This is a genomic window from Cellulomonas hominis, from assembly GCF_005239125.1.
GTDB classification, from domain to species: Bacteria; Actinomycetota; Actinomycetes; order Actinomycetales; family Cellulomonadaceae; genus Cellulomonas; species Cellulomonas hominis_A.
In genome coordinates, this window is sequence record NZ_SZYE01000190.1 from 1 (window position 1) to 7,273 (window position 7,273).

Annotated in this window: 8 protein-coding genes; 2 read left to right on the forward strand and 6 right to left on the reverse strand. The window is 75.0% G+C overall.

Features of this window, described 5'->3' with window-relative positions:
- The 3 genes from FA014_RS16555 to FA014_RS16565 all read right to left on the reverse strand — a co-directional run.
- On the reverse strand, window positions 1–249 hold a 249-nt coding region (locus tag FA014_RS16555), incomplete at its 3' end, for a hypothetical protein (RefSeq protein WP_230323291.1).
- A 75-nt stretch (window positions 250–324) separates the two neighbouring features.
- The gene (locus tag FA014_RS16560) at window positions 325–1,065 is read right to left on the reverse strand and encodes a S1C family serine protease (protein ID WP_230323292.1); all 741 of its coding nucleotides are present in this window, start codon (window positions 1,063–1,065) and stop codon (window positions 325–327) included.
- Complete coding sequence (locus tag FA014_RS16565; RefSeq protein WP_230323294.1) at window positions 1,062–1,769, reverse strand: hypothetical protein; 708 nt, start codon at window positions 1,767–1,769, stop codon at window positions 1,062–1,064. The genes FA014_RS16560 and FA014_RS16565 overlap by 4 nt, the downstream gene beginning before the upstream one ends.
- Before the next feature lie 137 nt (window positions 1,770–1,906).
- Here FA014_RS16565 and FA014_RS16570 point away from each other — a divergent pair, with 137 nt between their 5' ends.
- On the forward strand, window positions 1,907–3,256 hold the full coding sequence (locus FA014_RS16570) for an MFS transporter (protein WP_154730746.1): 1,350 nt from the start codon (window positions 1,907–1,909) through the stop codon (window positions 3,254–3,256).
- 148 nt (window positions 3,257–3,404) lie between these two features.
- Here FA014_RS16570 and FA014_RS16575 read toward each other — a convergent pair whose 3' ends face one another.
- The 3 genes from FA014_RS16575 to FA014_RS16585 all read right to left on the reverse strand — a co-directional run bounded on the left by FA014_RS16575 (window position 3,405) and on the right by FA014_RS16585 (window position 6,119).
- A complete protein-coding gene (locus tag FA014_RS16575; protein WP_154730747.1) occupies window positions 3,405–3,761 on the reverse strand; it encodes a DUF1844 domain-containing protein in 357 nt (118 codons plus the stop codon).
- Between the two features lie 218 nt (window positions 3,762–3,979).
- Window positions 3,980–5,482, reverse strand: a complete 1,503-nt coding sequence (locus tag FA014_RS16580) for a catalase (protein WP_154730748.1) — start codon at window positions 5,480–5,482, stop codon at window positions 3,980–3,982.
- A 136-nt stretch (window positions 5,483–5,618) separates the two neighbouring features.
- Window positions 5,619–6,119, reverse strand: a complete 501-nt coding sequence (locus FA014_RS16585; RefSeq protein ID WP_154730749.1) for a Fur family transcriptional regulator — start codon at window positions 6,117–6,119, stop codon at window positions 5,619–5,621.
- Between the two features lie 314 nt (window positions 6,120–6,433).
- Here FA014_RS16585 and infC point away from each other — a divergent pair.
- A partial coding sequence (infC, locus tag FA014_RS20805; protein WP_230323295.1) for a translation initiation factor IF-3 occupies window positions 6,434–7,273 on the forward strand: 840 nt, incomplete at its 3' end.

Here is a 7,273-nt window from a genome sequence, read left to right on the forward strand (position 1 = left end):
GCCGGTCCCGCCCGCGCCCGAGCCGCCCTGCCCCGGTGCCGCGCCTGCCGGGCTACCGTGCCCGCCCCGGACGCCGAGCCGGGCGTCGGCGTGCGCCCCGGCCACGCCGTGCCAGCCCATCACCTTCGCGACCGGCACCACCAGCGTGCCGCCGAGCTCGTAGGGCTCCCCGAACACGCGTCGCACGGAGATGATGTCGCTCGCCGCCCGGGTGAGCCCCGGCAGGTCGGGGTGGGTCTCGTCGGTCATCGTCGTCCTCCTCGGTGGGTGTCCGTGCGCCCACCGTGGCACGGCGGGTCGCACGCCCACCAGGCCCTGCGCGGGTCAGCCGGCGGTGCAGGAGGTGCTGACGGTGAACGCGGTCTCGTCGCCGAGCATCTGGCGGAGCGTGCTGACCGGGACGACGAAGCTCTGCCCCGTGGAGTTCTTCGCGTAGACGACGCCGACGACGCGGCCCTCCGCGTCGAGCACGGCGGAGCCGGAGCTGCCCGGCTCGACCTCCGCGTTCGTGACGAGCACCTGGCCGAGGTTCTCGTTCAGCGGGTCGGTGGTGGCGCCGATGACCTGGCCGCTGGTGACGGTGAGCTGTCCGCCCTGCGGGTAGCCGACGACGGTCACCTCGTCGCCCGGGTTCGGGTCAGCGTCGGCGAGGCCGGGCGCCGACGGCAGCGGGTCGGCGGTGCGGACGACGGCCAGGTCCGCCAGCGTCGCGGTCGAGGACGCCGTCACGGCGACGTCCCGGCCGTCGTAGGTGCTGAGCTGGAGGTCGGCCGAGTCGGCGACGACGTGCCGGTTCGTGATGAGGGTGGTCTCGTCGATCGCGAAGCCCGAGCCGGTGGACAGGGAGTTGCAGCCGACGTTCCGGATCCGCACCGCCATCCGCTGGGCGGCGTCGAAGCCGTCGGGCGACAGGTTGCCGGAGGACGACGGCGTGGGCACCGGCACGCTCGACGGCACGAGGTCGGTCGGCACCGGTCCGGGCATGGGCGGCAGGACGCCGCACCCGGCGAGCAGCAGGACGGCGGCGGCGCCGACGGCGGCGCGGCGGGCGGTCGTGCGGGTCACCCGGTCGCCCCGGCGGCGAGCTGACGCTGCAGCTCCGTGTTCGCCACGGTCGCCGCGTTGCACACGCCCTGGACGTCGCTCTTGAACCGCTCGAGGTCGGCGGGGTCGTACGCGGCCGCGTCCTCGAGGTAGGTGATGAGCTGGTTCTGGGCGTCGATGCAGGTGGACAGCGCGGAGGCCACGTTCGCGGCGGCCTGGGAGATGCGCTCCTGGTAGTCGACGAGCTGGCGCTGCACCTCGCGGTCGTCGCCGACCTGGGCCTTCTCGTCGGCGAGCTGCGTGATCCGGCCCTGCGCGGTGGCGAGCTGCTCGGTGACCGCCGACAGCTCGGCGACGGTCCCGTCGTGCTGGGTGCGCAGGGTGGCGAGCTCCGTGCCGATCGCGCGTCCCTCCGCCTCGAGGCCGTCGGCGTACTCCTCGAACCGGACGGTGCGGACCCACAGGTACGCGGCCAGCGCGGTGACCAGCACCAGCAGCACCGACAGCGCCACCACCGCCCACGGCCGGCGACGGTGGCGAGCGGCCGGCGGCGGGGCCAGGTGGCTGTGCTCGGCGTGCCGCTCGGCCGGTCGGTCGTCCGGGTGGGTGGCGGGGTGCTCGACCGGCGGCAGGGCGTCGGGGCGGGTGGCGGTGTCCGACCACGACGAGGGCCCGGCCGGCCGCGGCGGGCCGATCGGGTCGTGCGGCCCGGTGGCAGACGTCACGGCACCACCTTACGGGGAGTCAGCGCGCACCGTGCCAGGCGGGTGGTCGAGCGGGTGGCGGACGTCACGTCGGCGCGGCGCCCCGGACGGCGGATTCCTGTCGTCCGACAGGCCGGGCGCGGGCGACAATCCTCGGCGTGTCCCTCGCCCCCTACGGCCGCCTGCTGCGCCTGCCCGGTGTCCTCCCCCTGGTCCTCGTCTCGTTCGTCGCGCGCATCCCGCACGCGATGACCGGCGTGGTGCTCACGCTGCACGTCGTCGGCCCGCTCGGGCTCGGGTACGCGCGCGCCGGGCTGGTCGCCGCGGCGATGACCGTCGGGGTGGCGATCGGGTCGCCCTGGCGCGGCCGCCGCGTCGACCGGCTCGGGCTGCGGCGGGCGCTGCTGCCGTCGGTCGTCGTGGAGTCGGCGGTGTGGCTGGTGGCCCCGCGGCTCGGCTACGAGGCGCTGCTCGTCGCCGCCGTGGTCGCCGGCGTGTTCCTGGTGCCGGTGTTCTCGGTGGTGCGGCAGTCGCTCGCCGTGCTGGTGCCGGCCGAGCAGCAGCGCACCGCCTACGCCCTCGACTCCGTGGGCACGGAGATGACGTTCATGCTCGCGCCGACGCTCGGCGTGCTGGTGGCGACCCAGGTCTCGACGACCGCGGCACTGACCCTCGTGGGCGTGGCGACGGTGGCGGCGGGTCTGCTCCTGATGTGGTTCAACCCGCCGACGCGGTCGCCCGAGGGCACGGCCGTGCACGCCGCCGAGGGCGGTCGCCGGCCGCGCCTGCTCACGCCCGGGCTGCTGGTGGTCCTGGCCGCGGCCTCCGCCGCCGCGCTGATCCTCAACGGCACGGACGTGGGCATCGTCGCCGCGCTGCAGGGCTGGGAGCGGGAGACCGCGGTGGGGTGGATGATCGCGCTGTGGTGCGCCGGCTCCGTCGTCGGCGGCCTCGTGTACGGCGCGCAGAAGCGCGAGCTGCACCCGCTCGCGCTGGTCGCCCTGCTCGGCGCCGCGACGCTGCCCGCGGCGTTCGCCCAGACGCAGTGGCAGCTGGCGCTCGCCGTGGTCGTCGCCGGCCTGCCGTGCGCGGCGAGCCTGTCCGCGATCAACGCGTCGCTGGTCCGGATGGTCCCCGAGCACCGGCGCGGCGAGATCATGGGCTGGAGCGGCACGGCGAACACCGTCGGCGCGGCGCTCGGCGCCCCGGTCGTCGGCGCGGTCATCGACTCGACCGGCCCCGGCGGCGGCTTCGCGGCCGCGGGCGGCGTGGGGCTGGTGCTGTCGGTGCTCGGCCTGGCGGTCCTGACCCTGGCGAGGCGGCGGGCGGCGGGGCGCGCCCCGGTCGCGGCGGGCGCGGTGCCGGTCACGCCCGAGGGCGTCGCCCCGACGACGGCTCCCGAGGGGGTCGTCCCGACGCGGGCTCCCGAGGGCGTCGTCCCGACACCCGCGCCCGTCGGCGCCGACGACGTCCCGGCCCGCCCGGCCCCGGAGCCCACGCCCCGCTGACCCCGACCGACGCCGAGTCTCCGGTTCGCGTCTGTCCCGTGGACACCCGCGACAGACGCGAACCGGAGACTCGGCGGGCGGGGCGTGCGCGTGCGGGGCGTGCGCGGGCGGCGCGGGCGCGTGCGCGGGCGGCGCAGCGCGGCGGGCGTCAGGACACGTAGCCGGTGAACTTCTCGCCCGGGCCCTCGCCGGGCGCGTCCGGGAACGGGCTGGCCTCGCGGAACGCCAGCTGCAGGGAGCGCAGGCCGTCGCGCAGCGACCGCGCGTGCTGGTTGCCGATGTCCGGCGCCGAGGCCGTGACCAGCGCGGCGAGCGCGGTGATCAGCTTGCGGGCCTCGTCCAGGTCGAGGAAGTCGCTGCCGGCGTGCTCGTCGGTGTCGGGGGACAGGCCGCACTTGACGGCGGCGGCGCTCATCAGGTGCACGGCGGCGGTCGTGATGACCTCGACCGCGGCCACGTCGGCGATGTCGCGGGTGGCGGTCGTGGCGTCGGGGGTCTCGCTCATGCCGCCGATCCTCTCATCGCGCGGCCGGCCGGTCACCGCGCGGCCGTGCGGGCCGGCGAGCGCGCGACCCCGGCGAGCGCGGGACCCGGCGGGCCGGGTGCGGCGTGCCGGGTCCCGCCACCGGGACAGGGGGCGGCGCGGCCGGAGCGAGTGCCGGCCGCGCCGCGGGTGGTGCGGTCGCGGGGCGGGCGGTGGGGGACCACCCGCCCCGCGACGGGTCAGGCGACCGGCGTGCTCGCGGTGGCGGGCTCGCCGTTCTCGACCGGCGCCGTGCCCTGGAGCCCGGCGGCGAGCGCGGCGCCGAGGCCGGCGTCGACGTTCGTCCAGTACTGGATCGCGCGGGCGCGGATGACGTCGCTCTTCACCGCGCCGACGTGGCCGGTGATGGTCTCGAGGAACCGGGCGCGCGCGGCGTCGTCGAACACCTCGCGGTACAGGGTGCCGGCCTGGCCCCAGTCGTCGTCCTCGGGGTGCAGGGTCGCGGCGGAGCGCACGAGCTCGCCGTCCGCCTCCCAGCCGGCCGACTCCGCGGCGCGGGCCGGGTCGGCCGCCGGGCCGCCGACCGAGTTCGGCGCGTACACCGGGACGTCGGGCGCGCTGAAGTGGTACCGGGCGGCGCCGTCCTTGGAGTACGAGTGCACCTCGGACTTCGGGGCGTTCACGGGCAGCTGCGCGTGGTTGGTGCCGACGCGGTACCGGTGGGCGTCCGCGTAGGAGAAGATCCGCGCGAGCAGCATCTTGTCCGGGCTGGTGGCGATGCCCGGCACGAAGTTGCTCGGCGCGAAGGTCGCCTGCTCGATCTGCGCGAAGTAGTTCTCCGGGTTGCGGTTGAGCTCCATCACCCCGACCTCGATCAGCGGGTAGTCCGCGTGCGGCCAGACCTTCGTGAGGTCGAACGGGTTGAACCGGTAGGCCTTGGCGTCCTCGTACGGCATGACCTGCACCGACAGGGTCCAGCGCGGGAACTCGCCGTCGGCGATGTGCTCGAACAGGTCGCGGATGTGGTGGTCGGCGTCCGAGCCGGCGAGCTGCGCGGCCTCGTCGGCGGTCAGGTTGTCGATGCCCTGCTGGGTCTTGAAGTGGTACTTGACCCAGAACCGCTCGCCGGCCGCGTTGATCCACTGGTAGGTGTGCGAGCCGAAGCCGTCCATCGTCCGCCAGGAGCGCGGCAGACCGCGGTCGCCCATCAGCCAGGTGACCTGGTGCGCCGACTCGGGGGACAGCGACCAGAAGTCCCACTGCATGTCGTTGTCGCGCAGGTTCGAGCCCGGGAGGCGCTTCTGCGAGCGGATGAAGTCGGGGAACTTGATGCCGTCGCGCAGGAAGAACACCGGGGTGTTGTTGCCGACGAGGTCGTAGTTGCCCTCGGACGTGTAGAACTTCAGCGCGAAGCCGCGCGGGTCGCGCCACGTGTCGGGGGAGCCGTGCTCGCCGGCGACGGAGGAGAACCGCGCCAGCATCTCGGTCTCGACACCCGGCTGGAACAGCGCGGCGCGGGTGTAGCGGCTCACGTCGCCGGTGGTGGTGAACGTGCCGAACGCGCCGCCGCCCTTGGCGTGCACGACCCGCTCCGGGACCCGCTCGCGGTTGAACTGGGCCAGCTTCTCGACCAGGTAGTGGTCGTGCAGGACGATCGGGCCGTCGGCGCCGACCGACTGCGAGTGGGCGTCGGACGCCACGGGGGCGCCGGAGTTGGTGGTCGTCGGGTGGACCTGGGTCACGGGAGTGTCCTTCCGGGTCGTCGGCAGGCCGGTCGAGGGCGTGCCGGGGACCGGTCGGGCGGGGTCGCCCGACCGGGAGTCGGTGGTCGGTGGTGCGGGGATCGGGCCGGGGCGGCGGCTCGCCCCGGGGCTGCGGTCAGTCGGTCGCGCGGCTGCGGCAGGCGGGGCACAGACCCCAGAACGTGACCTCGGCCGTCTCGACCGTGAAGCCGGACGTCGAGCTCGGGACGAGGCAGGGCGCCTCGCCGATGACGCAGTCGACGTCGTCGACCGCGCCGCAGGAGCGGCACACCACGTGGTGGTGGTTGTCGTCGACGCGGCGCTCGTAGCGGGCCGGGTGCCCGGCCGGCTCGATGCGCCGCAGGATGCCGACGTCGGTCAGCGCGTGCAGGACGTCGTAGACCGCCTGCACCGAGACGGTCGGCACCGCCTCGCGGGCCCGCCGGAGCACGGTCTCGGCGTCGGCGTGCGGCAGGTCGCCGACGGCGCCGAGCACGGCGAGCCGGGGCGCGGTGACCCGCAGGCCGCGGGCGCGCAGCAGCTCCGCGGGGTCGGTCGCGGCGGGCCCGCCCCCGGGGTGCGGGTGGCCGGCGCTCGTCGCGCCGCCGGCGGCGGGTGCGTGCTGGTCGACGGGCATGTCGTCACCCTGACACGTTTTCTGGAACTGTTCAAGCAGGTATCTGACGGAATGTCACGTCGAGCGCGTGACCGGGGGAACACCGGACCCGTCCCCGGTGTTCTGGTAGAGTCTTTCACGACTGGCCTGGGTCGACGTGTGTCACCGCTTCACCGCGGGGGCGGCGACGGCCCGGGTGCACAAGTGGAGGCCACTCCCACCTGAGTCCCGACCGCCCGGTCCGCCGGCAGCAGGGTCCAGGTCTTCGGTCCAGGTCACGACCCCTCGCGGGAGCGTGGCCCGACGGCGCACCGTTCCGGCGGACGTCGCGGATCGTGTCGGCCCTCCACCTGTGCCCAGGTGCGAGGGCCTTCCTCGTTCCTGGAGGTCACCACTTCGACTTCGAGGAGCACCACATCAGCGAGCCCCGCATCAACGATCGGATCCGCGTCGCCGAGGTCCGCCTGGTCGGCCCGAACGGCGAGCAGGTCGGAATCGTCCGCGTGGAGGACGCGCTGCGCCTGGCCCAGGACGCCGACCTCGACCTCGTGGAGGTCGCGCCGGACGCCCGCCCGCCCGTCTGCAAGATCATGGACTACGGCAAGTTCAAGTACGAAGCAGACATGAAGGCCCGCGAGGCCCGGCGGAACCAGAGCAACACGGTTCTCAAGGAGATCCGCTTCCGCCTCAAGATCGACCCGCACGACTACGGCACCAAGAAGGGCCACGTCGAGCGCTTCCTGGCGGCCGGCGACAAGGTCAAGGTCATGATCATGTTCCGTGGCCGCGAGCAGTCGCGCCCGGAGATGGGCGTGCGCCTGCTGCAGCGGCTCGCCGCTGACGTCGAGGAGCTCGGCTTCATCGAGAGCATGCCGAAGCAGGACGGCCGCAACATGATCATGGTGCTCGGCCCGACCAAGAAGAAGGCCGAGCAGAAGAACGAGCAGCGCCGGGCCCGCGCCCAGCGCGAGCCGCGCCCCGAGGACGCCCAGGAGGTCGAGGAGACCGAGACGGACGCCCCGGTGGAGGCCGCCGCTCCGGCTGCCGCCGCACCGGCCCCGGCCGCTGCTCCGGCCCCCGCTGCTGCTCCGGCCCCGGTCGACGCGCCCGCCCCGGCGGCTGCGCCGGCTCCCGCCGCTGCTCCGGCTCCGGCCGCTGCTCCGGCCCCGGCCGCC

Excerpts from the sequence above, each read along its gene's own strand:
- FA014_RS16585 (WP_154730749.1), bottom strand. The coding sequence starts at position 6,119 with ATGCCCGTCGACCAGCACGCACCCGCCGCCGGCGGCGCGACGAGCGCC.
- FA014_RS16575 (WP_154730747.1), bottom strand. The coding sequence starts at position 3,761 with ATGAGCGAGACCCCCGACGCCACGACCGCCACCCGCGACATCGCCGAC.